Below are 26,753 nucleotides of genomic sequence, written 5' to 3' on the forward strand. Positions count from 1 at the left end.
TACTTACACTACGCCTGCGCGCAGGAGATCGTGCATATGTACCACACCCAGCAGACGGTCGCCATCGGCAACCAATACGCAGGTGATATGGCGGGATTGCATCAGGTTGAGCGCATCAACGGCCAGCGTACCGGGACGAATACGGATACCACCCCGCGTCATGACCTCAGCAATGCTGGCGTTACGCATATCAACCCCGGTATCGAATACCCGGCGCAGATCGCCATCGGTGAAGATGCCGATGATATTCATTTCATCATCGCAGATAGCGGTCATGCCTAAATTTTTGCGCGTTATTTCTAACAGCGCATCGCGCAGCGTTGCCTGCAGGCCCACATACGGAATTTCATCGCCGGTGTGCATAATATCATTGACCCGCAGCAGCAGCTTACGACCCAGCGCACCGCCAGGATGCGACAGGGCAAAATCCTCAGCGGTAAAGCCGCGGGCCTCGAGTAGCGCCACAGCCAGCGCATCGCCCATCACCAGCGCAGCGGTGGTACTTGAGGTTGGCGCCAAACCTAACGGGCAGGCCTCTTTGGGGACCTTCACGCACAAATGAATATCTGCCGCGCGCCCCATGCTGCTTTCCGGACGGCTGGTCATACAAATTAATGCCACCTGCTGACGTTTGAGCACCGGAATCAGCGCGAGAATTTCGTTTGATTCACCTGAATTCGATAGGGCGATAACCACGTCGTGTGGGGTTACCATACCTAAATCGCCATGGGCGGCTTCGCCTGGATGAACAAAAAAGGATGACGTGCCGGTACTGGCAAACGTCGCCGCCATTTTACGTCCGATATGGCCGGATTTCCCCATTCCCATGATGACGACTTTGCCGCTACAGCGAAAAATCGTCTCGCAGGCGCGGGTAAAATCTTCATTAATGTACCGATCGAGCTGGGCCAGACCTTCACGTTCAATTTCCAGAACCTCGCGGCCTGCCCGTTGAAAGTCAAAATCCGCTGGCAAATCTATTTGCGACATAGTGTTATCCCGAATCATTCAACGAAGAGCGGCGCTGTCCAGTACAGCATCGCTAACCAAAGCACAAAACCACCGACCAGCAGGGCACCGGTAAGGCGACCGGGCTGTTGTTTACGCCGCCAGCACAGTAGGGCAAAGATCAGGCTGACCAGCAGCATGACGCCATAGTCGCGAGTAAAGGCCTCGGCGGCGAAAGTGCCGGGCGCAATCAACGCGGGAAGCCCGAGGACCAGCACAATATTAAGAATATTAGCGCCAATGATATTCCCGATGGCGATATCATTTTCACCTTTTCGCGCCCCGGCGATGGCGGTTGCCAGTTCTGGTAGGCTAGTACCTATAGCGATAACCGTTAACCCAACGGTCAGTTCACTGATGGCAAAAAAGTTTGCCAGTACCGTGGCGTTATCCACCACCATACGCGTGGCTATTGGCATCACAATCATCGCAACGCCCAGCCAAAGCAGGGCGACGGGGAGCGATCCTTCACGTGGAAGCTCTGCCAGCTGTTCGCGGGTCAGGCTATCGCTGCCCTGGCGTTCCGCAAGCCGGGCGATTTTGATTGTGAACAGGAGCCAAAGTATTGCCAGCGCCAGCAAAAAAAGGCCATCCATACGCGTAAGCTGACCGTCATATAGCACAAAGCCTGCCAGTAAACTGACCAGCAACATTAGCGGTAATTCGCGGCGCAGGATATCAGAATGCACGGTAAAAGGTTGAAACAGCGCAGTGAGGCCGAGGATTAGTAGAATATTGGTGATGTTAGAACCAAGCGCGGTACCAATCGCCAGATCGGTTTGCCCGTGCAGGGAAGCGGCGGCGGAAACGATGATCTCCGGTAAACTGGTACCGATGCTGACCACCGTCATCCCAATAATGAGTGGGGGGATCCCCAACATACGGCAGAGTATTGAAGCGGCGTAGACCAGACGATCGGCGCTGTAGACAACCAGCAATAAACCAATAATTAACAGAGCCGTCGCTAAGAGCATCTAAAGTCCTTTCTTCAGGTATAATCGTCGCCTCGCTGGCCGTCCGTAGGCAGCGTAACGAATTCTTAATTTTGACTTTATGTGTGCCAAAAGTAAAACAAATGCCAGCTTTGGCTAACTCAGGCAGGTAAGATTCTGTAAAAATGTTGGGTTTGTGGTGAAAGAAAGCGCCATGCTTAGCCCGATGGGTGTCTAGTAAGGATGATTTTATGAGCCAAAGTTTGGCGAATTTAGTCGAAGTGCGCGGTATTCGCTTCTCGCGGGGCGATCGCGTGATCTTCGATGATATCTCGCTGTCGGTACCTCGCGGTAAAATCACCGCGATCATGGGACCATCAGGGATCGGCAAAACTACCCTGTTACGTCTGATCGGCGGCCAGATCCCGCCTGATAAGGGCGAGATCCTGTTTGATGGTGAAAACGTACCGCAGATGTCGCGTTCGCGCCTGTATACCGTCCGCAAGCGTATGAGCATGCTGTTTCAATCCGGCGCGCTGTTCACTGATATGAATGTGTTTGATAACGTTGCATATCCGCTACGTGAGCATACTCGTCTGCCGGAGGCATTGCTGCACACCACTGTGATGATGAAACTGGAAGCCGTCGGGCTACGAGGAGCCGCGAAGCTGATGCCTTCTGAGCTCTCCGGCGGGATGGCGCGCCGCGCCGCGCTGGCGAGGGCCATTGCGCTGGAACCTGATTTAATCATGTTCGATGAACCTTTTGTCGGGCAGGATCCCATTACTATGGGGGTGCTCGTGAAGCTCATTTCTGAACTCAACAGCACCCTGGGTGTCACTTGTATCGTAGTTTCGCATGATGTGCCAGAAGTGCTCAGCATTGCGGACTTTGCATATATCGTGGCGGACAAAAAAGTCGTGGCGCATGGTAGCGCGCAGTCGCTGCGTGAAAATACCGATCCTCGGGTTCGTCAGTTCATTGATGGTATTGCTGACGGCCCTGTGCCGTTCCGCTATCCTGCGGGCGATTATCATCATGATTTATTGGGCAAAGGGAGTTAAGCGACTCATGTTGTTAAATGCGCTAGCCGCGCTCGGACATCGTGGTATCAAAGCTATCGCGACGTTCGGGCGTGCTGGATTAATGCTCTTCAACGCCGTTGTGGGCAAGCCCGAGTTTCGCAAGCATGCGCCTCTGCTGATGCGTCAACTGTATAACGTTGGCGTACTGTCGATGCTGATCATCATTGTATCGGGGCTGTTTATCGGTATGGTGCTGGGTCTGCAAGGGTATCTGGTGTTAACCACCTACAGCGCGGAAACCAGTCTGGGCATGCTGGTGGCGCTATCGCTGCTGCGTGAACTGGGGCCGGTGGTTGCTGCGCTGCTGTTCGCCGGGCGTGCCGGTTCGGCGCTGACCGCCGAGATTGGCCTGATGCGTGCGACCGAGCAGCTCTCCAGTATGGAGATGATGGCGGTCGATCCGCTTCGCCGCGTGATTTCTCCGCGTTTCTGGGCCGGGGTGATTTCACTGCCGTTGTTGACGATCATTTTCGTGGCAGTCGGCGTCTGGGGAGGATCGCTGGTCGGTGTTAGCTGGAAGGGCATCGATGGCGGATTCTTCTGGACCGCAATGCAAAATGCCGTCGACTGGCGGATGGATCTGGTTAACTGCCTGATTAAAAGTCTGGTTTTCGCCATTACGGTAACATGGATCGCGTTATTTAACGGTTATGACGCTATCCCCACTTCCGCCGGGATTAGCCGGGCGACGACGCGTACCGTGGTACATGCGTCGCTGGCGGTTCTGGGGCTGGATTTTGTGCTGACTGCGCTGATGTTTGGGAATTGAGTTCATGCAAACGAGAAAAAATGAAATCTGGGTAGGAGTGTTCTTACTGGTTGCGCTGCTGGCCGCGCTGTTTGTCTGCCTCAAGGCGGCAAACGTGACCTCATTGCGTACCGAACCGACCTATAGGCTTTATGCTACCTTTGACAATATTGGCGGTCTGAAAGCGCGATCTCCGGTACGTATTGGCGGCGTGGTGGTTGGACGAGTCGCGGATATCACCCTCGACCCGAAAACCTATCTGCCACGTGTGGCGCTCGATATCGATGAGCGTTACAACCACATTCCGGATACCAGCTCGCTGGCAATCAGAACTTCCGGCCTGCTGGGCGAACAGTATCTGGCGATGAACATTGGCTTTGAAGACCCTGAGCTGGGAACATCTATCCTTAAAGATGGCGGCACCATTCAGGACACCAAATCCGCAATGGTGCTGGAGGATCTGATTGGTCAGTTCCTTTACAACAGTAAGGGGAGTGACAATAAGAATTCTGGCGATGATCAGGTGGCGGGAGAGAGTCATACTGACGCTACGCAGCCAGCCGGTACGACGCATTAATTTCAGGAGAGATAAGATATGTTTAAACGCTTACTAATGGTCGCCATGCTGGTGATTGCACCCTTAACAGCGGCGACCGCTGCGGATCAATCTAATCCGTATAAGCTGATGGACGAAGCAGCGCAGAAAACGTTCGATCGCCTGAAGAACGAACAGCCTAAAATCCAGGCTAATCCGAACTATCTGCGCGACATCGTCGATCAGGAACTTCTGCCATATGTTCAGGTGAAATATGCCGGCGCGCTGGTGCTGGGTCGTTATTACAAAGAAGCGACACCCGCGCAGCGTGAAGCTTATTTTGCCGCCTTCCGCGAATATCTGAAACAGGCCTACGGCCAGGCGTTGGCAATGTACCACGGTCAGACCTATCAGATTGCACCTGAACAGCCGCTGGGTGATGCGACCATCATTCCTATCCGTGTGACCATCCTTGACCCGAACGGCCGCCCACCGGTGCGTCTGGATTTTCAGTGGCGTAAAAATACCCAGACCGGCAACTGGCAGGCTTACGATATGATTGCAGAAGGAGTGAGCATGATTACCACCAAACAGAACGAGTGGAGCGATCTGCTGCGTACTAAAGGCGTCGATGGTCTGACGGCGCAGCTGAAGGCAAGCTCCGCGCAGCCGATTACCCTGGAACAGAAAAAATAATGACCGGGCAGCTGAGCTGGGCTCGCGATGGTGAGACGCTGGCGCTGCGCGGTGAGCTGGACCAGGATCTGCTGGTCCCGCTCTGGGAGGATCGCGCTCAGGCGACGGATGGCGTGTTGGCGATCGATCTGAGTGAAGTGACCCGTGTGGACACCGCCGGGCTGGCGCTATTAGTGCATTTTATCGCGCTGGTTCGTCGGCAGGGTCGGGAAGCGAAGTTGACCGGTAAGAGTGAAAATCTGCAAACCCTGGTCAGGTTGTACAACCTTCCTGCTGATATGATCCCATAGTTTTTCAGTGCCTTACTACTGAAGCTATTCTGAAAGCCCCATCAAACTTTTCGATGGGGCTTTTTGCTTGTTTAAGACCGCGTCACTTTCCTCTAAGATGTTGGGCTGTTTTCACTATCAGATAAATTTTAGCCCATGGAAAATCATGAAATTCAGACCGTGCTGATGAACGCACTCTCCCTTCAGGAAGTCCACGTCTCTGGCGATGGCAGCCACTTTCAGGTTATTGCTGTGGGTGAGATGTTCGACGGCATGAGCCGGGTCAAGAAGCAACAGGCTATCTACGCCCCGCTGATGGAATATATTGCCGATAACCGCATCCATGCTCTGTCGATTAAAGCGTTTACTCCGCAGGAGTGGGCGCGAGACCGCAAACTAAATGGTTTATAAGCTGTGGGGATGTTCCCCACAGCGTATGTGAATTCTTAACAGAGAACAGAATCAATGGATAAATTCCGTGTTCAGGGGCCAACTCGTCTTCAGGGCGAGGTCACCATTTCCGGCGCGAAAAACGCCGCCCTGCCAATCCTCTTTTCCGCGCTGCTAGCGGAAGAGCCGATTGAGATCCAAAACGTACCGAAGCTGAAAGACATCGATACCACCATGAAGCTGCTGAGCCAGCTGGGCGCGAACGTTAAGCGCAATGGCTCCGTCTGGATTGATGCCGGCCCGGTTGACGTTTTCTGTGCTCCGTATGACCTCGTCAAAACGATGCGCGCGTCTATTTGGGCGCTGGGGCCGCTGGTGGCGCGTTTTGGCCAGGGTCAGGTTTCACTTCCCGGCGGCTGCGCTATCGGCGCACGCCCCGTTGATTTACACATTACCGGTCTTGAGCAACTGGGTGCGGAAATCAAACTGGAAGAAGGTTATGTTAAGGCATCGGTCAATGGGCGTCTGAAGGGCGCGCATATTGTGATGGACAAGGTCAGCGTTGGTGCGACCGTGACCATCATGAGCGCAGCGACGCTGGCGGAAGGCACCACCGTTATCGAAAACGCCGCGCGCGAGCCGGAAATTGTCGATACCGCGAACTTCCTGAATACGCTGGGTGCGAAGATCAAAGGTCAGGGTACCGATCGTATCACCATCGAAGGCGTCGTGCGTTTGGGCGGCGGCGTATACCGTGTTCTACCAGACCGTATCGAAACGGGCACTTTCCTGGTGGCTGCCGCCATTTCTGGCGGTAAGATCCTGTGCCGCAACGCTCAGCCGGATACCCTTGATGCTGTTCTGGCAAAGCTGCGCGATGCCGGGGCGGATATCGAAACGGGCGAGGATTGGATTAGCCTGGATATGCATGGCAATCGCCCGAAGGCTGTTAACGTGCGTACTGCCCCACACCCGGGTTTCCCTACCGATATGCAGGCCCAGTTCACGCTGCTGAACCTTGTGGCGGAAGGTACTGGCGTGATCACCGAAACTATTTTCGAAAACCGCTTCATGCACATACCGGAACTGATCCGTATGGGTGCGCATGCGGAAATTGAAAGCAATACGGCAATTTGCCACGGTGTGAAGCAACTCTCTGGCGCACAGGTGATGGCGACGGATCTGCGTGCGTCTGCCAGCCTTGTACTGGCGGGTTGTATTGCGGAAGGTACGACAATTGTCGATCGTATTTACCACATTGACCGCGGCTACGAACGTATCGAAGACAAACTGCAGGCGCTGGGCGCGAATATCGAACGCGTTAAAGGCGAATAAGTCTCTGACGGCAGCAGCCCTCCGACGGTTGTTCGAGGGCTGTTGTCCGTAGCCTTGCTTTACTTGTTACTCTTTCTTTGGCGCATCATCTGCGTTCTGTCGATAAACTGATGGGTATGGGGATCGTGATAGCGCGATGGCCAGATAACCCATGGTGTTGTATCCAGCGCGTTCGCAATAATTAGCTCGCCTTTAGGCCATGGTCGAGTTAACGCATTGGCAAGCGTTGAAGAACTTAAGCCATTGCGTCGTGATTCAGCCGCCAGCGACGTCCCTTTTTTACGCAACCCGGCAATAATATCCGCCGGATGCCAGTCGATGAACTTATCCATAAATTCTCCTGGTTGTGAGGTTTCTGATCGTCCTGAACGGGCGATGAAATAACTATACCTTTAGTTCCAGTAATGTTCTAACAAGTTCTTTTTATGGATCTGAGATTAGGAATATATCAATAGATTAGTAGTAAAGATTGTATTTCGGATTTTACTGGAACTTCCCCGCAGGCTGCGCGGGGAAGAAAGGCGGGGATTAGTGATCGCGCTGTACAGCAATGTGGGCAAGTCCAATAAGCGCTTCGCGCCATGGAGAATCCGGCAGAATCTGGAGGGCGGTAATGGCTTTATCCGCTTCTTCTTCTGCACGCTGTTGAGTCCATTCGAGCGAGCCGCAGGCTGCCATAGTTTCCAGCACAGCTTCCAGAAGATGGCGGCCATTACCTTGTTCAATCGCTCCACGAATCATGGCGGATTGCTCCGCGGTACCGTGACGCATGGCGTGCAGCAGCGGTAGAGTCGGTTTACCTTCGTTCAGATCATCGCCAACGTTTTTACCGAGGCGCCCGCCATCTGAACTGTAGTCAAGTAAATCGTCGATCAGCTGGAAAGCGGTGCCCAGATAGCGCCCGTAATCCTGCAACGCTTTTTCTTGTTCAGCGGTACAATCGGCCAGAATTCCGGAACATTGCGCTGCGGCTTCAAACAAACGCGCAGTCTTACTGTAAATGACCCGCATGTAGTTTTCTTCTGTAATATCGGGGTCGTTGACGTTCATTAATTGCAGGACTTCGCCTTCAGCAATAACGTTAACGGCTTCTGACATCACCTCCAGCACTTTTAATGAGCCAAGGCTGGTCATCATCTGAAAGGCGCGAGTATAGATAAAATCGCCTACCAGAACGCTGGCCGCGTTGCCGAATGCTGCGTTTGCCGTGGCTTTACCACGACGCATATCTGACTCATCAACGACATCATCATGCAGTAGAGTGGCGGTATGGATAAATTCGATCAGTGCGGCAATGGCAACGTGTGCGTTTCCCTGATACCCAACGGCACGTGCGGCCAGAACGGCGATCATTGGGCGAATACGTTTACCGCCGCCGCTAACAATGTAATAGCCTAACTGATTGATAAGCTGAACATCAGAGTCGAGTTGCTCAAGGATTGTCGCATTGACGCCCGCCATATCCTGCGCGGTTAACTCATTGATTTTTTCTAAATTCATCGCAAAAGCCGGGCCAAATGTCCTGTTACCGCGCATCCGAATGGGATCACAGAAGGATTAAGATAGAATTAAAAGAATATATGATTGTACTGAAAAATTGCCGTAGATAAACGTTGGAGTGACAGTTGTGTTTTTTTTCTGCGTTGATCGCTGATCGCTCTTGTCAAAGGCTCGCGTTTTGCGTAATATTCGCGCCCTATTGTGAATATTTATAGCGCACTCTGAATCATACGAAGAGGTGCGCGGAAGCGGAGTTCTATATGTACGCGGTTTTCCAAAGTGGTGGTAAACAACACCGAGTAAGCGAAGGTCAAACCATTCGCCTGGAAAAGCTGGACATCGCAACTGGCGAAGCTGTTGAGTTCGCTGAAGTGCTGATGATCGCAAACGGTGAAGAAATCAAGATCGGCGTTCCTTTCGTTGAGGGCGGCGTAATCAAAGCTGAAGTTGTTGCTCATGGTCGTGGCGAGAAAGTTAAAATCGTTAAGTTTCGTCGTCGTAAACACTACCGTAAGCAGCAGGGCCATCGTCAGTGGTTCACTGATGTGAAAATTACTGGCATCAGCGCCTAAGACCTGAGGAGAGATTTAAATGGCACATAAAAAGGCTGGCGGCTCAACTCGTAACGGTCGCGATTCAGAAGCTAAACGCCTGGGCGTTAAGCGTTTCGGTGGCGAATCCGTTCTGGCGGGTAGCATCATCGTTCGTCAACGTGGTACCAAATTCCACGCTGGCACTAACGTAGGTTGCGGTCGTGACCACACTCTGTTTGCTAAAGCAGACGGTAAAGTGAAATTTGAAGTTAAAGGCCCGAATAACCGTAAATACATCAGCATCGTTGCTGAGTAAGTTTTTCGTGGTCCGGTAACGGATTAAAGCCCCGCAACGTGTTGCGGGGCTTTTTACATTGAAAACCCGGAAAATTTTCTGCAGGGAAAACGGGCATGAAGCAGCAGGCCGGCATCGGCATTCTTTTAGCGCTCACCACCGCAATGTGTTGGGGTGCTTTGCCGATCGCAATGAAGCAGGTTCTGGAAGTCATGGAACCGCCGACGGTGGTTTTTTATCGCTTTTTGATGGCAAGTTTTGGTCTTGGGGCCATCCTGGTTATTAAAAGAAAACAGCCCCCGCTGCGTATTTTTCGTAAACCGCGTTGGCTGATACTGCTGGTCGTTGCGACAGGTGGCTTATTCGGTAACTTCATTCTGTTTAGTTCTTCCTTGCAATATCTCAGCCCCACAGCTTCTCAGGTGATTGGCCAGCTGTCCCCGGTCGGCATGATGGTCGCCAGCGTTTTTATCCTCAAAGAGAAAATGCGCGGCACTCAGGTTTTAGGGGCGTTAATGCTGGTGAGTGGTCTGGTGATGTTTTTTAACACCAGCCTGATTGAGATTTTTACCCGCCTGACGGACTACACGTGGGGAGTGATTTTTGGCGTAGGTGCGGCGACGGTCTGGGTTAGCTATGGCGTCGCGCAAAAGGTGTTATTACGTCGTCTGGCATCACAGCAAATCCTTTTTTTGCTGTACACTTTATGTACTATAGCGCTCTTGCCATTAGCGACACCTTCGCAGGTATTGGCATTAAGCGACTGGCAGCTGGCCTGTCTGGTCTTTTGTGGGCTAAATACCCTTGTAGGTTACGGTGCGCTCGCGGAAGCGATGGCGCGCTGGCAGGCGGCGCAGGTGAGCGCGTTGATTACCTTAACGCCGCTATTTACGCTGTTATTTTCAGATTTATTATCACTGGCCTGGCCCGACGTTTTCGCCAGACCGCTGTTGAACCTGATGGGTTATCTCGGTGCGTTTGTCGTGGTTGCGGGCGCGATGTATTCCGCCGTCGGTCATCGTCTTTGGGGACGATGGCGTAAGCGAGAAGCGGTTGTGCCGCTGTCCCGTTCAGGCGAATGATTTTCGGAGAGTAAAATGAAGTTTGTTGATGAAGCAACGATCCTGGTCGTAGCAGGCGATGGCGGCAATGGCTGCGTTAGCTTCCGCCGCGAAAAATATATCCCGAGAGGCGGCCCGGACGGCGGCGATGGTGGTGATGGCGGTGATGTCTGGCTTGAAGCGGACGAAAACCTGAATACCTTGATCGACTACCGTTTTGAGAAGTCCTTCCGCGCTGAACGTGGTCAAAATGGTCAAAGCCGCGACTGTACCGGTAAACGCGGTAAAGACGTGACGGTTAAGGTGCCTGTAGGAACCCGTGTGATTGACCAGGGGACCGGTGAGACCATGGGGGATATGACTAAACACGGTCAGCGCCTGATGGTCGCTAAGGGCGGTTGGCACGGCCTGGGTAACACCCGTTTCAAATCGTCCGTTAACCGTACTCCGCGTCAAAAGACGATGGGGACACCGGGTGATAAGCGCGACCTGCAGCTGGAGCTGATGCTGCTGGCCGATGTCGGAATGCTGGGGATGCCAAATGCGGGTAAATCGACCTTTATTCGCGCTGTTTCCGCAGCGAAGCCTAAAGTTGCCGACTATCCGTTTACTACGCTGGTGCCGAGCCTTGGCGTGGTGCGTATGGATAACGAGAAGAGCTTTGTGGTTGCGGATATCCCGGGGCTGATTGAAGGCGCCGCTGAAGGCGCAGGTCTCGGTATTCGCTTCCTCAAGCATCTTGAACGTTGCCGCGTGCTGCTGCACCTCATCGATATCGAACCCATTGACGGTTCCGATCCGGTGGAGAACGCGCGGATCATCATCGGTGAGCTGGAAAAATACAGTGAAAAACTGGCTTCCAAGCCGCGCTGGTTGGTCTTTAACAAGATTGACCTGATGGACAAAGCTGAGGCGGAAGAGAAAGCGAAAGCCATCGCGCAAGCGCTGGGCTGGGAAGAGAAGTTCTATCTGATTTCGGCCGCCAGCCAGCAAGGGGTTAAAGACCTGTGCTGGGACGTCATGACCTTTATCATCGAAAACCCGATTGTTCATGCCGAAGAAGCGAAACCTGCGGAAAAAGTCGAGTTTATGTGGGACGACTACCACCGCCAGCAGCTTGAAGAAGCTGAAGTGGAAGATGATGAAGACTGGGATGACGATTGGGACGAAGACGACGAAGAAGGCGTCGAATTCATCTATAAACGTTAATCTGGATAAGCTGAAAGGGCCGCATATGATGCGGCCCTTTGCATTAGTTATTCTGATACAGGTCTTTGTACAGTCGGCTCTCAAACCGCACAAGCGGGATACGTCGATTGCGCTGATCGGCTGGCGGTACGGCATAGCCTGATAAATATTGCACGAAAGCGACCTTCTGCCCGCTGGCCGTAGTGATGAACCCGGCCAGGTTATACACCCCTTGCAGTGAACCCGTTTTGGCCGACACTTTCCCGTCAACCCCTGCCTGATGTAGACCTGCACGGTATTGCAGAGAACCGTCATGGCCAGCCAGAGGCAACATTGAGATAAAGTTAAGCTCGTTATCGTGCTGAGCAATGTACTGCAGTACCTGCATCATTGTCGCCGGCGCGATGAGGTTATGACGCGACAAACCTGAGCCATCGGCAATAATGGTATTCCCGAGATCCACACCGGCCTGCTGACGGAGGATCTGCCTTACGGCATCGGAACCGGCGCGCCAGGTGCCCGGTACGCTGAAGCGAGCGTGCCCAATGGTGCGGAATACCGTATCGGCAATCATATTGTCTGACTTTTTCAGCATAATCCGTAACAGGTCATGTAGCGGGGCAGACTGTGTGCTTGCCAGCACGGTACCCGGATCGTTTGCCAAAGTTTGACGCAGCAGCGTGCCGCTCCAGCTGATATTGGCCTCAGTCAGCTCAGATTTCAAAATCGCACCGGCATAGCTGGCGCCATCCTGAATAGCGAAGGCCAGCGGTAACGGCTCGCTGCGCTGAGGCAAGCATCCGGTCAGGGTGTAGCGATTTAGATCGCCGGGGACCACATCAAGCTCACAGTACTGCGCTTCAGAAGAGCCGCGGGCCAAAGTGCGTACCTGGCTGAACATGGTCACCGGATAGTAAGATGCCACGCGGATAAACGCCAGATCGCCTGGTTTTTGTGCGCTATAGAGCGAAATGGAGAAGCAGTTACGATCAACAATTGCGGCCGCCGGTGGGGCGCTAAAGCACTGCGTCATATCGTTCCATGGCCAACCTGGTGCTTTGTCATGGCTGGCGAAGACGGAAGTATCGATAAGCACATTGCCTTCGATTCGCTGCACGCCGGCTTTTTTCAGCGTGGCAACCATATTACGAATATCCTGACGTTTAAGCGTAGGATCGCCGCCAAAGCGTGCAATAAGGTCACCTTTCAACACGCCGTCGTCAAGGGAGCCTTTGGTTTCCAGCGTCGTGGTGAAACGGAAGTTCGGGCCTAGCTGTAGTAACGCAGCCAGGGCGGTGATCACTTTCTGGGTGCTCGCGGGGAGCGCCATCTGCTGGCTATGATAGTCTATCTCCGGCGTCGGGGAGCCCACCTTCTGCGCCATAAAGGCCAGGTTTGCACCCGCAGGAAGCTGGTTGATGTATTCGTCAATATTCGCCGCTTGAGCGTTAATCGCTATACCGGCAGTCAATCCGATGATAAATCTGGAAAATCGCATAATCTCGCGCTAACAACCTGAAACCAGTCCGTCATACTACGGTGCAACGCCCTGTAAAGTAAACGATGACCCATAGTGAACTTCAGGGTAAAATACGTATCAAATTGAAAATTGCAGCTGACCTGGGGATGACTTTCCGGGTCGGTTTTCTTTTGCTCCGGTCCTGCTCAAGCCTTGACCGGCTGCTGAGTGGCGATGTCCGCTCCATGAAGGAATGATAAAAGAGGTATAACAAATGCAAGCTATTCCGATGACCTTACGTGGCGCTGAAAAACTGCGCGAAGAATTGGATTTTCTGAAGTCCGTACGTCGTCCTGAAATCATTGCTGCTATAGCCGATGCGCGCGAGCACGGCGATCTGAAAGAGAACGCTGAATATCATGCTGCCCGTGAACAGCAGGGATTCTGTGAAGGCCGCATTAAGGATATCGAAGCGAAGCTGTCGAATGCTCAGGTCATCGATATCACCAAAATGCCCAATAATGGTCGGGTGATTTTTGGTTCTACGGTCAGCGTTCTGAATCTTGATACTGATGAAGAACAGACTTACCGTATCGTCGGTGATGATGAGGCCGATTTTAAGCAAAATCTGATTTCTGTGAACTCACCGATTGCGCGCGGTTTAATCGGTAAAGAGCAGGATGATGTTGTTGTAATCCGTACACCAGGCGGTGAAGTAGAATTCGAAATTATCAAGGTTGAGTACCTTTAATCCGAATTTAACGCTACGATGTTGATGGATTGTAAAGAAAGGAAAAAGGCCGCATAGCGGCCTTTTATCAACGTCCGGAGCATGGCATTTTGCTCGTCTACCCGCAGAAAACCCTCGATTTACACAAAGTTGTGTCGATAACCAGGATATTCTTAGCGTGGCAGCGAGATTTTACGCTCTTTAGTCGGGCGATACAGAACCAGCGTTTTACCGATGACCTGTACGTTACAGGCGCCGGTTTCGCGCACGATAGCTTCCACGATCAAGGTTTTAGTTTCGCGGTCTTCCGAGGCGATCTTCACCTTGATAAGTTCATGGTGCTCTAACGCTTGTTCAATCTCGGCCAGTACCCCTTCGGTCAAACCATTGTTGCCAAGCATAACTACCGGCTTGAGCGGATGTGCCAGACCTTTCAGGTGCTGTTTTTGTTTAGTACTCAGATTCATCGTATTTTTTTGCTTACGTTGGGATTGAAAACGGTTCATTCTACCGCCATCTCCCATATATCGCCAAACTACCGCGACGATTTTTACGTCACGAAGTACGATGAACCCGAAATGGGAATGTTAAATGACAGGTAAAAAGCGTTCTGCCAGCTCAAGTCGTTGGCTTCAGGAACACTTTAGCGATAAATATGTTCAACAGGCACAGAAAAAGGGGTTACGTTCCCGTGCCTGGTTTAAACTTGATGAAATACAGCAAAGTGACAAGATTTTTAAACCGGGGATGACGATAGTTGACCTCGGCGCTGCACCCGGTGGCTGGTCGCAATATGCGGTTACGCAGATCGGTAACAGCGGCCGCATCATTGCTTGCGATCTTTTACCTATGGATCCAATCGTTGGTGTGGACTTTCTTCAGGGCGATTTTCGTGATGAATTAGTTCTGAAAGCGTTACTTGAGCGTGTAGGTGACAGTAAAGTACAAGTTGTCATGTCCGATATGGCACCAAATATGTGTGGAACACCGGCGGTGGATATTCCCCGGGCCATGTATCTGGTGGAACTGGCGCTTGGAATGGCTCGTGATGTATTAGCGCCAGGTGGTAGTTTTGTAGTGAAGGTGTTCCAGGGCGAAGGCTTCGATGAGTATCTAAGAGAGATTCGCTCCCTGTTTACGAAGGTCAAAGTTCGTAAGCCGGACTCTTCTCGCGCCCGTTCGCGTGAAGTGTATATTGTAGCGACCGGGCGTAAACCATAACCGGCAGATTTCAAACGGAAGTTTGAAAGACGCTGGATATAGAGTATCCTGACGCTGTTTTTAACACAGTTGTAATAAGAGGTTAATCCCTTGAGTGACATGGCGAAAAACCTAATACTCTGGCTGGTCATTGCCGTTGTGCTGATGTCAGTATTCCAGAGCTTTGGGCCCAGCGAGTCGAATGGCCGAAAGGTAGATTATTCAACCTTCCTGCAAGAGGTCAATCAGGACCAGGTTCGCGAAGCGCGTATCAACGGACGTGAGATCAACGTTACCAAGAAAGATAGTAACCGTTACACGACTTACATTCCGGTTAACGATCCGAAGCTGCTCGATAACCTGTTGACGAAAAACGTCAAAGTGGTTGGCGAGCCGCCGGAAGAGCCAAGCCTGCTGGCTTCTATCTTCATTTCCTGGTTCCCGATGCTGTTGCTAATCGGCGTCTGGATCTTCTTTATGCGTCAAATGCAGGGCGGCGGTGGCAAAGGTGCCATGTCGTTTGGTAAGAGCAAAGCGCGCATGCTGACGGAAGACCAGATTAAAACCACTTTTGCTGACGTTGCGGGTTGTGATGAAGCAAAAGAAGAAGTGGGTGAGTTGGTTGAATACCTGCGCGAACCGAGCCGTTTCCAGAAGCTGGGCGGTAAAATCCCGAAAGGCGTGCTGATGGTTGGCCCTCCGGGTACCGGTAAAACCTTGCTGGCAAAAGCTATCGCAGGTGAAGCAAAGGTTCCATTCTTTACGATTTCTGGTTCTGACTTCGTAGAAATGTTCGTTGGTGTCGGCGCATCTCGCGTACGTGACATGTTCGAACAGGCTAAGAAAGCAGCGCCTTGCATCATCTTTATCGATGAAATCGACGCCGTCGGTCGCCAGCGTGGCGCTGGTCTGGGCGGTGGTCACGATGAACGTGAGCAGACCCTGAACCAGATGCTGGTTGAGATGGATGGTTTCGAAGGTAACGAAGGTATCATTGTTATCGCCGCAACTAACCGTCCAGACGTTCTGGACCCGGCGCTGCTGCGTCCAGGCCGCTTTGACCGACAGGTTGTGGTTGGTCTGCCAGATGTTCGCGGTCGTGAACAGATTCTGAAAGTGCACATGCGTCGCGTACCGCTGGCGCCGGATATCGATGCAGCAATCATTGCTCGCGGTACGCCTGGCTTCTCCGGTGCTGACCTGGCAAACCTGGTGAACGAGGCTGCGCTGTTTGCTGCTCGTGGCAACAAACGTGTTGTATCGATGGTTGAGTTCGAAAAAGCGAAAGACAAAATCATGATGGGTGCGGAACGTCGCTCCATGGTGATGACGGAAGCGCAGAAAGAATCCACCGCATACCACGAAGCTGGTCACGCGATTATCGGTCGTCTGGTGCCGGAACACGACCCGGTACACAAAGTGACAATTATTCCGCGCGGACGCGCACTGGGTGTGACCTTCTTCCTGCCAGAAGGTGATGCTATCAGCGCCAGCCGTCAGAAACTGGAAAGTCAGATTTCAACTCTGTACGGCGGTCGTCTGGCGGAAGAGATTATCTACGGCGTAGAGCATGTTTCTACCGGGGCGTCGAACGACATTAAAGTCGCGACTAACCTGGCGCGTAACATGGTGACCCAGTGGGGCTTCTCTGACAAACTCGGTCCGCTGCTGTATGCGGAAGAAGAAGGCGAAGTATTCCTTGGTCGTAGCGTCGCAAAAGCGAAGCATATGTCCGATGAAACGGCACGTATTATCGACCAGGAAGTGAAATCGCTGATTGAGCGTAACTACGATCGCGCACGTCGTCTTCTGAACGATAACATGGATATCCTGCACGCGATGAAAGATGCGCTCATGAAATATGAGACTATCGATGCGCCGCAGATTGATGACCTGATGGCTCGCCGTGATGTTCGCCCGCCAGCTGGCTGGGAAGAACCAGGTTCGTCCAACAATTCTGGTAATAATGGCACTCCGAGTGCTCCGCGTCCGGTCGATGAGCCGCGTACGCCAAACCCGGGCAATACCATGTCAGAACAGCTGGGCGACAAATAAGTTAGCCGTTATTAATGCTGTTGTGCTTTTCTAAAACCCCTGGGCGTTTGCTCTGGGGTTTTTCTTTTTCAACCTTTCACTGATTCAGGGATTTAGTGATGAAACTCGTAGCTCAGGGCTCAACCCTCGATCTCTCTCACCCACATGTGATGGGGATTCTTAACGTTACACCGGATTCGTTCTCTGATGGCGGGACTCACAACACGCTGGTAGAAGCCGTTAAACATGCCAATCTCATGATTAACGCCGGTGCGACCATCATTGACATCGGTGGAGAATCGACGCGCCCAGGGGCTGCTGATGTCAGCGTTGAGGAAGAGCTGGCGCGAGTGATTCCGACGGTGGAAGCGATCGCCCAGCGTTTTGAAGTATGGATCTCCGTTGATACCTCAAAACCGGAGGTTATTCGCGAGTCTGCGCGAGTTGGTGCGCATATCATCAATGATATTCGTTCTCTTACCGAGCCAGGCGCGCTGGAGGCCGCAGCTGAAACGGGATTACCGGTGTGCCTGATGCATATGCAGGGGCAGCCGAAGACAATGCAGGAGGCCCCGAGGTACGCAGATGTCTTTACTGACGTCGAGCGCTTTTTTGTCGAACATATTGTGCGCTGCGAACGGGCGGGTATCTCAAAAGATAAATTGTTGCTCGACCCGGGATTCGGTTTCGGTAAAAATCTTTCTCATAATTATGAACTGCTTGCCCGGCTTGGGGAGTACCACCATTTCGGTCTTCCGCTGTTGGTAGGTATGTCGCGTAAGTCGATGGTAGGTCAGCTGCTTAATGTTGGGCCGACGGAGCGCCTGAGTGGTAGCCTGGCTTGCGCAGTCATTGCTGCAATGCAGGGCGCGCAGATTATTCGCGTCCATGATGTCAAAGAAACGGTAGAAGCGCTGCGCGTGGTGGAAGCTACCCTGGCCGCTAAGGAAAATAAACGTTATGAGTAACCGTAAATATTTTGGTACTGATGGTATTCGTGGCCGCGTGGGTGATGCGCCAATTACGCCTGAGTTTGTATTAAAGCTGGGTTGGGCTGCGGGCAAGGTATTGGCGCGCCATGGTTCGCGTAAAATTATTATTGGTAAAGATACGCGTATTTCTGGCTACATGCTGGAGTCCGCGCTCGAGGCCGGCCTGGCTGCTGCGGGGCTATCTGCCTCATTTACCGGTCCGATGCCAACTCCGGCTATTGCCTATTTGACGCGTACGTTTCGCGCTGAAGCCGGGATTGTGATTTCTGCCTCGCATAACCCGTTTTATGACAACGGCATCAAATTTTTCTCTATCGAAGGCACTAAGCTTCCGGATGAAGTTGAAGAAGCGATTGAAGCCGAAATGGAAAAAGAGCTCACCTGCGTGGATTCTGCGGAGTTGGGTAAAGCCAGCCGTATCGTCGATGCGGCTGGTCGCTATATCGAGTTTTGCAAAGGCACTTTTCCGAATGAGTTGAGCCTCAATTCTTTGAAAGTGGTTGTCGATTGCGCCCATGGGGCGACTTATCATATTGCTCCGAGCGTTTTCCGTGAGCTGGGTGCTCAGGTTATCGCGATGGGCTGCGAGCCTGATGGTCTCAATATCAATGAAGAAGTTGGGGCGACTGACGTTCGTGCGCTGCAGGCGCGAGTGTTGGCAGAAAAAGCTGACCTGGGTGTCGCCTACGATGGAGATGGCGATCGCGTCATCATGGTTGACCATGAAGGCAATAAAGTTGATGGTGACCAGATCCTCTATATCATTGCCCGTGAGGGATTGCGTCAGGGCCAGCTACGTGGCGGTGCGGTAGGCACGCTAATGAGCAACATGGGACTTGAACTGGCGCTCAAACAGCTGGGTATCCCTTTTGCGCGTGCGAAAGTGGGCGATCGTTATGTGCTGGAGAAGCTCCAGGAGAAAGGCTGGCGCATAGGTGCAGAAAACTCTGGTCATGTGATCTTACTGGATAAGACCACTACGGGAGATGGTATTGTCGCCAGTTTGCAGGTTGTGGCCGCGATGGCGCGTAACCATATGAGCCTGCATGACTTGTGCAGCGGCATGAAAATGTTCCCACAGATTCTGGTTAATGTTCGCTTTACTGAAGGTAGCGGCAATCCGCTGGAACATGAGCATGTCAAAGCGATAACGGCAGAAGTGGAAACTGCGCTAGGAAATCGTGGTCGTGTGTTACTGCGTAAATCAGGGACTGAGCCGCTGATTCGCGTCATGGTCGAAGGCGAACATGAAGAGCAGGTGCACGAATTTGCCCATCGTATTGCTGATGCCGTAAAAAGCGTTTAATTTCGCTTGCTAAGTAATTAAAAAGGCGACATTCGCCGCCTTTTTAATCGACAAAAAATCGCTTTTTGCTGTTTTTTTCCGCACTTGATACAATGCGTTAAAATTGCCCTTGCGAAGGTTATTCGCTTTGGTTAGTATTCACACCCGCTTCAGTGGGAAACGTTAAAACGTCCCGCTTTATTGGTCGAAGCATTTGGTATGCGGCGAATCCGCAAGGAACAGGTTGATTATGTACGAAGCTCTTTTAGTTGTTTTCCTTATTGTAGCGATTGGCCTTGTTGGTCTGATTATGCTGCAGCAAGGTAAAGGCGCTGATATGGGAGCCTCCTTCGGAGCAGGCGCTTCCGGCACTCTGTTTGGATCCAGCGGTTCTGGTAACTTTATGACCCGCATGACTGGTATCCTGGCTGCGCTGTTCTTCATCATCAGTCTGGCGCTGGGTAATATCAATAGCAATAAGACTAATAAGGGAAGTGAGTGGGATAATCTGAGCGCTCCGAAAACTGAGCAAACTCAGCCAACAGCTCCGGCACAGCCGAGCAGCGATATCCCGCACTGATAAGCAGTATCCGTACCGAGGTGGTGGAATTGGTAGACACGCTACCTTGAGGTGGTAGTGCCCTAACGGGCTTGTGGGTTCGAGTCCCATCCTCGGTACCAATATTTCGAAGAAAAGACGCTGAAAAGCGTCTTTTTTTCGTCTAAAGAAAGCGAAAAGCAGCATCGCTCCTGTTATTACTCCGCTTCGCCTTGATACCGTTGTTTGCTGTATAAAAAAGGCCGCTAGCGCGGCCTCCGGTATTTTCTCTGGAAACTACTTACCTTTATTCTCCAGGTTTTCCACCTGCGGCAAGCCGGTAGCGGAAGAGGCCGTCAGCAGTCCAGACTGAGCGTAGCCAAACAGCTTCTCACGGGTATCGGTGATATCCAGGTTACGCATGGTTAACTGGCCAATACGGTCCTCAGCGGAGAACATCGAGTCGCCTTTTTCCATCGTCAAACGCTCTGCCTTATAAGTCAGATTATCAGAGACAGTATTCAGGATGGAGTAGTCGTTGCCACGACGCAGTTCCAGAGTCACTTCGCCAGTGATTTGGCTTGCCACCCAGCGTTGCAGACCGTCACGCAGCATCAGCGCTTGAGAGTCAAACCAGCGTCCTTGATACAGCAGGCGACCCAGCTGGCGACCATGCGCATGGTATTGCTCGATAGTATCTTCATTGTGAATACCGGTCAGCAGACGCTCATAAGCAATATGCAGCAGCGCCATCCCCGGGGCTTCATAAATCCCACGGCTCTTCGCTTCAATAATACGGTTTTCAATCTGATCGCTCATACCCAGACCATGGCGGCCGCCGATGCGGTTGGCTTCCATCATCAGCTCCACGTCATCACTGAAGGTCTGTCCATTCAGCGCAACCGGGTGACCCTGTTCAAAACGAACGGTAACTTCTTCCGCAGGAATTTTAACGTTTTCGTCCCAGAACTTGACGCCCATGATCGGGTTAACAATCTTGACGCTGGAGTTCAGGAACTCAAGATCCTTAGCTTCGTGCGTTGCACCCAACATATTGGAGTCAGTGGAGTAGGCTTTTTCAACGGACATTTTATAGTCAAATCCGCAGGAAATCATAAACTCGGACATTTCCTGACGGCCACCTAACTCGTCAATAAAGTCGCTATCCAGCCACGGTTTGTAAATTTTCAGTTCGGCGTTAGTCAGCAGCCCGTAACGATAAAAACGTTCGATATCGTTACCTTTATAAGTACTGCCGTCGCCCCAGATATTTACACCATCTTCTTTCATTGCAGCGACCAGCATGGTACCGGTCACAGCGCGGCCCAGCGGAGTAGTGTTAAAGTAAGTTAACCCACCAGTGGTGTTATGAAATGCACCGCATTGAATCGCCGCAATGCCTTCCGCAACCAACTGCTTACGGCAGTCGATCAGACGAGCCCCTTCAGCACCATATTCTTTGGCACGACGAGGAATGGCATCGTAATCGTCTTCGTCTGGCTGTCCCAGATTCGCGGTATATGCATAAGGGACTGCACCCTTTTTACGCATCCACAGCAGCGCAGCGCTGGTATCCAGCCCACCAGAAAAAGCAATACCAATACGTTGGCCAACCGGGAGATGCTTGAGAATCGTCGTCATAAAATAAAACCCTGCTAGATAGACTGTGGTGAGTTCGACTCAACAATCTTTATTGCATGTTTATGCATTAATTGTGAGTTTTCATTTAATCATCTTTTGCTGGAGACAGGAAGAGGTAGAGCGTTTTTTTGCCGAAAAACCCTGAAATACCAGCGTGAACCGAAATCGGGAATGTGAAATTCATGTTGACAAAATATATGATGTATCAATACAATTCACCACGATTTTATGTCCCGTCTCTCGGTACCAAATCCCAGCAGTATTTGCGTCTTTTGCTCAAAACGAGTAAAATATGCCACGTTTCAGGCGCGGGGTGGAGCAGCCTGGTAGCTCGTCGGGCTCATAACCCGAAGGTCGTCGGTTCAAATCCGGCCCCCGCAACCACTTTCCCATTAAGTACTTTTTCAAATATACTGTGAGGACCGGGTCCTTCGTAGACGAATTTGAAAGAATTCTTCTGGAAAGTGTTCCAGATCGCAGTTGCGATCTCAGGGTTCAGTTATCTAAAGCCCCGATTTATCGGGGTTTTTTGTTATCTGACTTCAGAATAACTGGGCTATACGCCCTTTTTTTATGTCTTGGGGGTGGGTTTGTCCACATTAGAGCAAAAATTAACAGAGATGCTCACTGCGCCGGTTGAAGCGCTTGGCTTTGAGCTGGTCGGCATCGAATTTATTCGCGGTCGCACATCCACGCTGCGTATCTATATTGATAGTGAAGATGGCATCAATGTTGATGATTGTGCTGATGTGAGCCACCAGGTCAGTGCTGTCATGGATGTCGAAGACCCGATCACAGTCGCTTATAACCTGGAAGTTTCTTCCCCTGGTCTCGATCGTCCCATGTTTACCGCTGAGCACTATGAGCGTTTCACCGGTGAAGAAGTTTCGCTGGTTTTGCGCATGGCGGTACAGAACCGACGCAAATGGCAGGGCATTATCAAAGCGGTAGACGGTGAGATGATCACGGTAACCGTCGAAGGCAAAGATGAAGTGTTCGCGCTGAGTAACATCCAGAAGGCGAACCTGGTTCCCCACTTTTAACAGTCTGGATTGAGGTGAAAGGCCCCGATGAACAAAGAAATTTTGGCTGTTGTTGAAGCCGTTTCCAACGAAAAGGCGCTGCCGCGTGAGAAAATTTTCGAAGCGTTGGAAAGTGCGTTAGCAACGGCTACCAAGAAAAAATATGAACAAGAGATCGACGTTCGCGTAGAGATCGATCGCAAGAGCGGTGATTTCGACACTTTCCGTCGTTGGCTGGTTGTTGAAGAAGTTACTCAGCCGACCCGCGAAATCACGCTGGAAGCTGCGCGCTACGAAGATGAAAGCATGAATCCTGGCGATTACGTCGAAGACCAGATCGAATCTGTTACCTTTGACCGTATCACTACGCAGACCGCGAAGCAGGTTATCGTACAAAAAGTACGTGAAGCCGAACGCGCCATGGTTGTTGACCAGTTCCGTGAACACGAAGGTGAAATCATCACGGGCGTAGTGAAGAAAGTGAACCGCGACAACATTACGTTGGATCTGGGCAACAATGCTGAAGCCGTGATCCTGCGCGAAGACATGCTGCCGCGTGAAAACTTCCGTCCGGGTGACCGTATCCGCGGCGTACTGTACGCAGTTCGTCCGGAAGCGCGTGGCGCACAGCTGTTCGTGACTCGCTCCAAGCCGGAAATGCTGGTTGAACTGTTCCGCATTGAAGTACCGGAAATTGGCGAAGAAGTTCTCGAAATTAAAGCAGCGGCTCGCGATCCTGGCTCTCGTGCCAAAATCGCAGTGAAAACCAACGACAAGCGTATCGACCCGGTTGGCGCTTGCGTCGGCATGCGCGGCGCGCGCGTTCAGGCAGTCTCTACTGAACTGGGCGGCGAGCGTATCGATATCGTGCTGTGGGACGATAACCCGGCGCAGTTCGTGATTAACGCCATGGCTCCGGCTGATGTCGCATCTATCGTGGTAGATGAAGATAAACACACCATGGATATCGCGGTAGAAGCGGGTAACCTGGCGCAGGCGATTGGCCGTAACGGTCAGAACGTCCGCCTGGCATCTCAACTGAGCGGTTGGGAACTCAACGTGATGACCGTTGATGACCTCCAGGCTAAGCATCAGGCTGAAGCCCATGCAGCGATCGATACCTTCACTAAATATCTTGATATTGATGAAGATTTCGCCACACTGCTGGTTGAGGAAGGTTTCGCCACTCTGGAAGAACTGGCCTATGTGCCAATGAAAGAACTGCTGGAAATTGACGGTCTGGATGAAGCGACCGTTGAAGCACTTCGTGAGCGTGCGAAAAACGCGCTGACCACGCTGGCGCTGGCCAAAGAAGAAAGCCTGGGAGATAGCAAACCTGCCGACGATCTGTTGAATCTGGAAGGTTTGGATCGCGACCTGGCATTCACTCTGGCCGCCCGTGGTGTTTGTACGCTGGAAGATCTCGCCGAGCAAGGCATTGATGATCTGGCTGATATCGAAGGCTTGACCGACGAGAAAGCCGGAGAACTTATCATGGCCGCTCGTAATATTTGTTGGTTCGGCGACGAAGCGTAATAAACTGTAGCAGGAAGGAACAGCATGACAGATGTGACCATTAAAGCGCTGGCCTCAGAGATTCAGACCTCTGTGGATCGCCTGATACAGCAGTTTGCTGATGCAGGGATCCGCAAATCGGCTGATGATTCTGTGACCGCGCAAGAGAAGCAAACTTTGTTGACGCACCTGAACCGTGAACACGGCTCAGCGCCCGACAAGCTGACGCTGCAGCGCAAAACGCGCAGCACGTTAAATATTCCAGGTACCGGTGGAAAGAGTAAATCGGTACAAATCGAAGTCCGCAAGAAACGCACCTTTGTGAAACGCGATCCGCAAGAGGCTGAGCGCCTTGCCGCGGAAGAGCAGGCGCAGCGTGAAGCGGAAGAGCAAGCCCGTCGTGAGGCAGAAGAATCAGCCAAACGCGAGGCGCAATTAAAAGCTGAACGTGAGGCCGCAGAACAAGCTAAACGTGAACTCGCTGATAAAGCGAAACGTGAAGCCGCGGAAAAAGACAAAGTGAGCAATCAACAAACCGACGATATGACCAAAACCGCCCAGGCTGAAAAGATCCGCCGCGAGAACGAAGCTGCGGAGCTGAAGCGCAAATCGGAAGAAGAAGCACGCCGCAAACTTGAAGAAGAAGCGCGCCGTGTAGCGGAAGAAGCACGCCGTATGGCTCAAGAAAATGAAAAAAACTGGACTGAAGCGCCAGAAACCCCAGAAGAAACCACTGACTATCACGTAACGACTTCTCAGCATGCTCGCCAGGCTGAAGATGATAACGATCGTGAAGTTGAAGGCGGCCGTGGTCGTGGACGTAACGCTAAAGCGGCTCGTCCGGCGAAGAAAGGCAACAAACACGCTGAATCGAAAGCCGATCGTGAAGAAGCCCGTGCGGCCGTTCGCGGCGGTAAAGGCGGTAAACATCGTAAAGGTTCTGCACTGCAGCAAGGCTTCCAGAAGCCAGCTCAGGCCGTTAACCGTGATGTTATCATCGGCGAAACCATCACCGTTGGCGATCTGGCTAACAAGATGGCTGTCAAAGGCTCTCAGGTCATCAAAGCGATGATGAAGCTGGGCGCAATGGCGACCATCAACCAGGTCATCGACCAGGAAACCGCACAGCTGGTTGCCGAAGAGATGGGCCACAAGGTTATCCTGCGTCGTGAAAACGAGCTGGAAGAAGCGGTAATGAGCGACCGTGATACCGGCGCTGCGGCTGAACCGCGCGCACCGGTTGTGACCATCATGGGCCACGTTGACCACGGTAAAACCTCTCTGCTGGACTACATTCGTTCAACGAAAGTGGCCTCTGGCGAAGCGGGCGGCATTACTCAGCACATCGGTGCGTACCACGTTGAAACTGACAACGGTATGATCACCTTCCTGGATACCCCGGGCCACGCCGCGTTTACCTCTATGCGTGCTCGCGGTGCTCAGGCAACGGATATCGTGGTTCTGGTTGTTGCAGCAGACGACGGCGTGATGCCTCAGACCATCGAAGCTATCCAGCACGCGAAAGCGGCGGGTGTGCCGGTTGTGGTTGCAGTGAACAAAATCGATAAGCCTGAAGCCGATCCGGATCGCGTTAAGAACGAGCTGTCCCAGTACGGCATTCTGCCGGAAGAATGGGGCGGTGAGAGCCAGTTCGTCCACGTTTCTGCAAAAGCAGGTACCGGTATTGACGACCTGCTGGATGCAATCCTGCTGCAGGCTGAAGTTCTGGAACTGAAAGCGGTTCGTAACGGTATGGCGAGCGGCGCGGTTATCGAATCCTTCCTGGATAAAGGTCGAGGTCCGGTTGCTACCGTTCTGGTACGCGAAGGTACGCTGCATAAAGGCGACATCGTACTGTGTGGTTTCGAGTATGGTCGCGTTCGTGCGATGCGTAACGAACTGGGTCAGGAAGTTCTGGAAGCGGGTCCATCTATTCCCGTTGAAATCCTCGGTCTGTCAGGCGTACCGGCTGCCGGTGACGAAGTTACCGTTGTCCGTGACGAGAAGAAAGCGCGTGAAGTTGCGCTGTATCGTCAGGGTAAATTCCGTGAAGTTAAACTGGCTCGTCAGCAGAAATCTAAACTTGAGAACATGTTCGCTAATATGACTGAAGGCGAAGTTCACGAAGTGAACATCGTCCTCAAAGCGGACGTGCAGGGTTCTGTGGAAGCGATCTCCGACTCCTTGCTGAAACTGTCTACTGACGAAGTGAAAGTGAAGATTATCGGTTCCGGCGTAGGTGGTATCACCGAAACTGACGCAACCCTGGCCGCCGCCTCCAACGCGATTCTGGTTGGCTTTAACGTACGTGCCGATGCATCCGCGCGTAAAGTTATCGATGCAGAAAGCCTGGATCTGCGCTACTACTCCGTCATTTACCATCTGATCGACGAAGTGAAAGCAGCAATGAGCGGCATGCTGTCTCCGGAACTGAAACAGCAGATCATCGGTCTGGCTGAAGTTCGTGATGTGTTCAAATCACCGAAATTCGGTGCGATCGCGGGCTGTATGGTTACCGAAGGTACGATTAAGCGTCACAACCCAATCCGCGTACTGCGCGACAACGTGGTTATCTACGAAGGCGAGCTGGAATCCCTGCGTCGCTTCAAAGATGACGTTAACGAAGTCCGTAACGGCATGGAATGTGGTATCGGCGTTAAGAACTACAACGACGTTCGCGTTGGCGATATGATCGAAGTGTTCGAAATTATCGAGATTCAACGTACCATCGATTAATTGCTTAGTAGGCCGGGGAAGCGCAG

At 52.2% G+C, this 26,753-nt stretch carries 27 protein-coding genes and 2 tRNA genes; 22 read left to right on the forward strand and 7 right to left on the reverse strand.

The window, feature by feature from the left end; all coding sequences use genetic code 11:
• Positions 1-3: 3 nt before the first annotated feature.
• Together kdsD and FN082_RS20750 are read right to left on the reverse strand one after the other, a co-directional pair.
• Positions 4-1,008 (reverse strand): arabinose-5-phosphate isomerase KdsD, encoded by a 1,005-nt coding sequence (gene kdsD, locus FN082_RS20745; protein WP_407929277.1) that lies wholly within the window; start codon positions 1,006-1,008, stop codon positions 4-6.
• Entirely contained in the window at positions 1,005-1,982 is a 978-nt protein-coding gene (locus FN082_RS20750) for a calcium/sodium antiporter (protein ID WP_139540695.1), read from the reverse strand. The genes kdsD and FN082_RS20750 overlap by 4 nt, the downstream gene beginning before the upstream one ends.
• 209 nt (positions 1,983-2,191) lie before the next feature.
• Between FN082_RS20750 and mlaF the strand changes: the two genes are divergently transcribed.
• The 7 genes from mlaF to murA all read left to right on the forward strand — a co-directional run bounded on the left by mlaF (position 2,192) and on the right by murA (position 6,998).
• Positions 2,192-3,004: a phospholipid ABC transporter ATP-binding protein MlaF gene (mlaF, locus tag FN082_RS20755; protein WP_139540694.1), complete on the forward strand. Its 813-nt coding sequence runs from the start codon at positions 2,192-2,194 to the stop codon at positions 3,002-3,004.
• Between the two features lie 7 nt (positions 3,005-3,011).
• Complete coding sequence (gene mlaE / locus FN082_RS20760) at positions 3,012-3,794, forward strand: lipid asymmetry maintenance ABC transporter permease subunit MlaE (protein WP_139540693.1); 783 nt, start codon at positions 3,012-3,014, stop codon at positions 3,792-3,794.
• A gap of 4 nt (positions 3,795-3,798) precedes the next feature.
• The gene (mlaD, locus tag FN082_RS20765; protein ID WP_142982289.1) at positions 3,799-4,350 is read left to right on the forward strand and encodes an outer membrane lipid asymmetry maintenance protein MlaD; all 552 of its coding nucleotides are present in this window, start codon (positions 3,799-3,801) and stop codon (positions 4,348-4,350) included.
• Between the two features lie 18 nt (positions 4,351-4,368).
• Entirely contained in the window at positions 4,369-5,004 is a 636-nt protein-coding gene (mlaC, locus tag FN082_RS20770; protein WP_112213557.1) for a phospholipid-binding protein MlaC, read from the forward strand.
• Entirely contained in the window at positions 5,004-5,294 is a 291-nt protein-coding gene (gene mlaB / locus FN082_RS20775) for a lipid asymmetry maintenance protein MlaB (RefSeq protein WP_139540692.1), read from the forward strand. Before mlaC ends, mlaB begins: the two co-directional genes overlap by 1 nt.
• 135 nt (positions 5,295-5,429) lie before the next feature.
• Positions 5,430-5,684 (forward strand): BolA family iron metabolism protein IbaG, encoded by a 255-nt coding sequence (ibaG, locus tag FN082_RS20780; RefSeq protein ID WP_004106141.1) that lies wholly within the window; start codon positions 5,430-5,432, stop codon positions 5,682-5,684.
• A gap of 54 nt (positions 5,685-5,738) precedes the next feature.
• On the forward strand, positions 5,739-6,998 hold the full coding sequence (gene murA / locus FN082_RS20785) for a UDP-N-acetylglucosamine 1-carboxyvinyltransferase (RefSeq protein ID WP_142982290.1): 1,260 nt from the start codon (positions 5,739-5,741) through the stop codon (positions 6,996-6,998).
• 59 nt (positions 6,999-7,057) lie between these two features.
• On the opposite strand, the gene sfsB is transcribed toward murA, so the two are convergent.
• The gene (sfsB, locus tag FN082_RS20790; protein ID WP_142982291.1) at positions 7,058-7,330 is read right to left on the reverse strand and encodes a DNA-binding transcriptional regulator SfsB; all 273 of its coding nucleotides are present in this window, start codon (positions 7,328-7,330) and stop codon (positions 7,058-7,060) included.
• A gap of 196 nt (positions 7,331-7,526) precedes the next feature.
• The gene (gene ispB, locus FN082_RS20795; RefSeq protein ID WP_142462611.1) at positions 7,527-8,498 is read right to left on the reverse strand and encodes an octaprenyl diphosphate synthase; all 972 of its coding nucleotides are present in this window, start codon (positions 8,496-8,498) and stop codon (positions 7,527-7,529) included.
• 260 nt (positions 8,499-8,758) lie between these two features.
• Here ispB and rplU point away from each other — a divergent pair, with 260 nt between their 5' ends.
• The 4 genes from rplU (at position 8,759) to cgtA (ending at position 11,596) form a co-directional block, all read left to right on the forward strand.
• A complete protein-coding gene (gene rplU, locus FN082_RS20800; RefSeq protein WP_004106123.1) occupies positions 8,759-9,070 on the forward strand; it encodes a 50S ribosomal protein L21 in 312 nt (103 codons plus the stop codon).
• 19 nt (positions 9,071-9,089) lie between these two features.
• A complete protein-coding gene (gene rpmA / locus FN082_RS20805) occupies positions 9,090-9,347 on the forward strand; it encodes a 50S ribosomal protein L27 (protein WP_003861831.1) in 258 nt (85 codons plus the stop codon).
• Positions 9,348-9,442: 95 nt separating this feature from the next.
• Complete coding sequence (locus FN082_RS20810) at positions 9,443-10,408, forward strand: DMT family transporter (RefSeq protein ID WP_142982292.1); 966 nt, start codon at positions 9,443-9,445, stop codon at positions 10,406-10,408.
• A 15-nt stretch (positions 10,409-10,423) separates the two neighbouring features.
• Positions 10,424-11,596, forward strand: a complete 1,173-nt coding sequence (gene cgtA, locus FN082_RS20815) for an Obg family GTPase CgtA (protein WP_139540687.1) — start codon at positions 10,424-10,426, stop codon at positions 11,594-11,596.
• A 43-nt stretch (positions 11,597-11,639) separates the two neighbouring features.
• Here the strand turns inward: cgtA and dacB are convergent, their stop codons facing one another.
• Positions 11,640-13,073: a serine-type D-Ala-D-Ala carboxypeptidase gene (gene dacB, locus FN082_RS20820; protein ID WP_139540686.1), complete on the reverse strand. Its 1,434-nt coding sequence runs from the start codon at positions 13,071-13,073 to the stop codon at positions 11,640-11,642.
• A 235-nt stretch (positions 13,074-13,308) separates the two neighbouring features.
• Here dacB and greA point away from each other — a divergent pair, with 235 nt between their 5' ends.
• On the forward strand, positions 13,309-13,785 hold the full coding sequence (gene greA, locus FN082_RS20825) for a transcription elongation factor GreA (protein ID WP_112213563.1): 477 nt from the start codon (positions 13,309-13,311) through the stop codon (positions 13,783-13,785).
• A 152-nt stretch (positions 13,786-13,937) separates the two neighbouring features.
• Here the strand turns inward: greA and yhbY are convergent, their stop codons facing one another.
• Positions 13,938-14,231, reverse strand: coding sequence for a ribosome assembly RNA-binding protein YhbY (gene yhbY, locus FN082_RS20830; RefSeq protein ID WP_004139797.1), 294 nt, complete (start codon positions 14,229-14,231; stop codon positions 13,938-13,940).
• Positions 14,232-14,355: 124 nt separating this feature from the next.
• On the opposite strand from yhbY, the gene rlmE reads away from it, so the two are divergent.
• The 6 genes from rlmE to FN082_RS20860 all read left to right on the forward strand — a co-directional run bounded on the left by rlmE (position 14,356) and on the right by FN082_RS20860 (position 19,956).
• A complete protein-coding gene (gene rlmE / locus FN082_RS20835; protein WP_004106110.1) occupies positions 14,356-14,985 on the forward strand; it encodes a 23S rRNA (uridine(2552)-2'-O)-methyltransferase RlmE in 630 nt (209 codons plus the stop codon).
• Between the two features lie 99 nt (positions 14,986-15,084).
• Positions 15,085-17,019: an ATP-dependent zinc metalloprotease FtsH gene (ftsH, locus tag FN082_RS20840; RefSeq protein ID WP_139540685.1), complete on the forward strand. Its 1,935-nt coding sequence runs from the start codon at positions 15,085-15,087 to the stop codon at positions 17,017-17,019.
• Between the two features lie 98 nt (positions 17,020-17,117).
• Positions 17,118-17,966 (forward strand): dihydropteroate synthase, encoded by an 849-nt coding sequence (gene folP / locus FN082_RS20845; RefSeq protein ID WP_139540684.1) that lies wholly within the window; start codon positions 17,118-17,120, stop codon positions 17,964-17,966.
• Positions 17,959-19,296, forward strand: a complete 1,338-nt coding sequence (gene glmM / locus FN082_RS20850) for a phosphoglucosamine mutase (RefSeq protein ID WP_139540683.1) — start codon at positions 17,959-17,961, stop codon at positions 19,294-19,296. The genes folP and glmM overlap by 8 nt, the downstream gene beginning before the upstream one ends.
• 229 nt (positions 19,297-19,525) lie before the next feature.
• The gene (gene secG, locus FN082_RS20855) at positions 19,526-19,855 is read left to right on the forward strand and encodes a preprotein translocase subunit SecG (RefSeq protein WP_004106103.1); all 330 of its coding nucleotides are present in this window, start codon (positions 19,526-19,528) and stop codon (positions 19,853-19,855) included.
• Between the two features lie 14 nt (positions 19,856-19,869).
• Positions 19,870-19,956: transfer RNA gene (locus tag FN082_RS20860), tRNA-Leu, on the forward strand.
• 154 nt (positions 19,957-20,110) lie between these two features.
• Here FN082_RS20860 and argG read toward each other — a convergent pair.
• A complete protein-coding gene (argG, locus tag FN082_RS20865) occupies positions 20,111-21,454 on the reverse strand; it encodes an argininosuccinate synthase (protein ID WP_139540682.1) in 1,344 nt (447 codons plus the stop codon).
• Positions 21,455-21,761: 307 nt separating this feature from the next.
• On the opposite strand from argG, the gene FN082_RS20870 reads away from it, so the two are divergent.
• The 4 genes from FN082_RS20870 (at position 21,762) to infB (ending at position 26,727) form a co-directional block, all read left to right on the forward strand.
• Positions 21,762-21,838, forward strand: a tRNA-Met gene (locus FN082_RS20870).
• 206 nt (positions 21,839-22,044) lie between these two features.
• Entirely contained in the window at positions 22,045-22,497 is a 453-nt protein-coding gene (gene rimP / locus FN082_RS20875; protein ID WP_139540681.1) for a ribosome maturation factor RimP, read from the forward strand.
• Between the two features lie 27 nt (positions 22,498-22,524).
• Positions 22,525-24,012: a transcription termination factor NusA gene (gene nusA, locus FN082_RS20880; RefSeq protein ID WP_139540680.1), complete on the forward strand. Its 1,488-nt coding sequence runs from the start codon at positions 22,525-22,527 to the stop codon at positions 24,010-24,012.
• A gap of 24 nt (positions 24,013-24,036) precedes the next feature.
• A complete protein-coding gene (infB, locus tag FN082_RS20885) occupies positions 24,037-26,727 on the forward strand; it encodes a translation initiation factor IF-2 (protein WP_139540679.1) in 2,691 nt (896 codons plus the stop codon).
• Positions 26,728-26,753 lie beyond the last annotated feature (26 nt).

Source organism: Klebsiella spallanzanii (assembly GCF_902158555.1).
GTDB lineage: Bacteria > Pseudomonadota > Gammaproteobacteria > Enterobacterales > Enterobacteriaceae > Klebsiella > Klebsiella spallanzanii.

Coding starts and splice junctions, on each gene's coding strand:
- nusA (WP_139540680.1), top strand. CDS start 22,525: ATGAACAAAGAAATTTTGGCTGTTGTTGAAGCCGTTTCCAACGAAAAG.
- FN082_RS20750 (WP_139540695.1), bottom strand. CDS start 1,982: ATGCTCTTAGCGACGGCTCTGTTAATTATTGGTTTATTGCTGGTTGTC.
- rpmA (WP_003861831.1), top strand. CDS start 9,090: ATGGCACATAAAAAGGCTGGCGGCTCAACTCGTAACGGTCGCGATTCA.
- murA (WP_142982290.1), top strand. CDS start 5,739: ATGGATAAATTCCGTGTTCAGGGGCCAACTCGTCTTCAGGGCGAGGTC.
- ispB (WP_142462611.1), bottom strand. CDS start 8,498: ATGAATTTAGAAAAAATCAATGAGTTAACCGCGCAGGATATGGCGGGC.
- mlaF (WP_139540694.1), top strand. CDS start 2,192: ATGAGCCAAAGTTTGGCGAATTTAGTCGAAGTGCGCGGTATTCGCTTC.
- argG (WP_139540682.1), bottom strand. CDS start 21,454: ATGACGACGATTCTCAAGCATCTCCCGGTTGGCCAACGTATTGGTATT.
- dacB (WP_139540686.1), bottom strand. CDS start 13,073: ATGCGATTTTCCAGATTTATCATCGGATTGACTGCCGGTATAGCGATT.
- glmM (WP_139540683.1), top strand. CDS start 17,959: ATGAGTAACCGTAAATATTTTGGTACTGATGGTATTCGTGGCCGCGTG.
- kdsD (WP_407929277.1), bottom strand. CDS start 1,008: ATGATTCGGGATAACACTATGTCGCAAATAGATTTGCCAGCGGATTTT.
- rlmE (WP_004106110.1), top strand. CDS start 14,356: ATGACAGGTAAAAAGCGTTCTGCCAGCTCAAGTCGTTGGCTTCAGGAA.
- infB (WP_139540679.1), top strand. CDS start 24,037: ATGACAGATGTGACCATTAAAGCGCTGGCCTCAGAGATTCAGACCTCT.
- cgtA (WP_139540687.1), top strand. CDS start 10,424: ATGAAGTTTGTTGATGAAGCAACGATCCTGGTCGTAGCAGGCGATGGC.
- FN082_RS20810 (WP_142982292.1), top strand. CDS start 9,443: ATGAAGCAGCAGGCCGGCATCGGCATTCTTTTAGCGCTCACCACCGCA.
- yhbY (WP_004139797.1), bottom strand. CDS start 14,231: ATGAATCTGAGTACTAAACAAAAACAGCACCTGAAAGGTCTGGCACAT.
- greA (WP_112213563.1), top strand. CDS start 13,309: ATGCAAGCTATTCCGATGACCTTACGTGGCGCTGAAAAACTGCGCGAA.
- mlaB (WP_139540692.1), top strand. CDS start 5,004: ATGACCGGGCAGCTGAGCTGGGCTCGCGATGGTGAGACGCTGGCGCTG.
- ibaG (WP_004106141.1), top strand. CDS start 5,430: ATGGAAAATCATGAAATTCAGACCGTGCTGATGAACGCACTCTCCCTT.
- mlaC (WP_112213557.1), top strand. CDS start 4,369: ATGTTTAAACGCTTACTAATGGTCGCCATGCTGGTGATTGCACCCTTA.
- mlaE (WP_139540693.1), top strand. CDS start 3,012: ATGTTGTTAAATGCGCTAGCCGCGCTCGGACATCGTGGTATCAAAGCT.
- ftsH (WP_139540685.1), top strand. CDS start 15,085: ATGGCGAAAAACCTAATACTCTGGCTGGTCATTGCCGTTGTGCTGATG.
- secG (WP_004106103.1), top strand. CDS start 19,526: ATGTACGAAGCTCTTTTAGTTGTTTTCCTTATTGTAGCGATTGGCCTT.
- mlaD (WP_142982289.1), top strand. CDS start 3,799: ATGCAAACGAGAAAAAATGAAATCTGGGTAGGAGTGTTCTTACTGGTT.
- sfsB (WP_142982291.1), bottom strand. CDS start 7,330: ATGGATAAGTTCATCGACTGGCATCCGGCGGATATTATTGCCGGGTTG.
- rplU (WP_004106123.1), top strand. CDS start 8,759: ATGTACGCGGTTTTCCAAAGTGGTGGTAAACAACACCGAGTAAGCGAA.
- folP (WP_139540684.1), top strand. CDS start 17,118: ATGAAACTCGTAGCTCAGGGCTCAACCCTCGATCTCTCTCACCCACAT.